The organism is Sinomonas albida (assembly GCF_004919045.1).
GTDB classification, from domain to species: domain Bacteria; phylum Actinomycetota; class Actinomycetes; order Actinomycetales; family Micrococcaceae; genus Sinomonas; species Sinomonas albida.
This window is the reverse complement of record NZ_SWDW01000035.1, coordinates 1-1,141: the sequence shown is the minus strand read 5'-3', so window position 1 is coordinate 1,141 and position 1,141 is coordinate 1. Positions and strand designations below refer to the sequence as shown.

Below are 1,141 nucleotides of genomic sequence, written 5' to 3'. Positions count from 1 at the left end.
CTTGAGCTCAGGACTTCGAAGCAACGCTTGCGATGATTTCGGGGCATGAGCTGAGGAGTCGCATGGAGCGTAGGGAGCTGACCGCTGAGGATCGGCTGATGATCCAGGCCGGGATCGGGAAGCGGATGTCGATCCGGGCGATTGCGGGATTGCTGGGCAGGGCGCCGTCGGTGGTGTCGAGGGAGATCCGTCGGAACGTTCGCTGGTCCCGGGCCGAGCTGCCGCTGATGGCGGCCGTGGCCCGGGACCGGTACCGGGCCACGGAGGCGCACGGGTACGCTGCCGAGAACCGGCGGCGGGTGGGCTGGCGGAAGGTCGATGCCTTCCCGCTGCTGCGCACCCGGGTCCTGCGCGACTTGGGACGTGGCCTGTCCCCGGAGCAGATCGCCGGCCGGCTCGGGCACGAGGCCCGGAGCGGGCCGGGGTCCGTGTTGGATGGAAGCATCTGGACGGAAGGGCTCACCGTGTCACACGAGGCGATCTACACCTGGATCTATGCCATGCCCGTCGGCGAGCTCAGACGCCACGGCATCATGCTCCGCAAGGGCGGGGCCGAGCGCCGGAAGCGGGGGAACCGGTCCAAGGCGGCCAACACCGCCTACCAGGCCTCGCTGCCCTCGATCGATACCCGCCCGGAGGAGGCCCAGGGCCGGAAGGTCCCGGGCCACTGGGAGGGCGACCTCGTGATCGGCACCGGCGGCGCCAGCGCGGTCGGGACGCTGGTGGAGCGCAGGAGCCGGTTCCTGATCCTCGTGCCCCTGCCGGACAGGACCACGGCCAGCGTCACCGGAGGCGTGATCGAGAAGGTCCACGGCCTCCCCCAGGCCCTGCGCAAGACCCTGACCTGGGACCGCGGCACCGAGATGGCCGCCCATGCCGCGGTGACGCTCGCCACCGACATGGACGTCTACTTCGCCAACCCGCACTCGCCCTGGGAACGAGGCTCGAACGAGAACACGAACGGACTGCTGCGCCAATACCTGCCCAAGGGCACCGCGATCCCGAACCATCCCGAATACGTCGACGCGATCGCCTTCGAACTGAACAACCGGCCCCGCAAGGCTTTAGGCTTCAGAACACCACGGGAAGTCTTCCTCGAAGACCTCGCAGCAGCCGTTGCCAACACCCCTTGAGACCGCCC

The 1,141-nt window shown here is 69.0% G+C and carries 1 protein-coding gene; it reads left to right on the top strand.

Going from position 1 to position 1,141, the window contains the following annotated elements; translation table 11 throughout:
• The first annotated feature begins 62 nt into the window (after positions 1 to 62).
• Positions 63 to 1,133 carry an IS30 family transposase gene (locus E6A26_RS17505; RefSeq protein ID WP_136612488.1) on the top strand — a complete coding sequence of 357 codons (1,071 nt, stop codon included), beginning with the start codon at positions 63 to 65 and terminating at the stop codon, positions 1,131 to 1,133.
• The last annotated feature ends 8 nt before the right edge of the window (positions 1,134 to 1,141 follow it).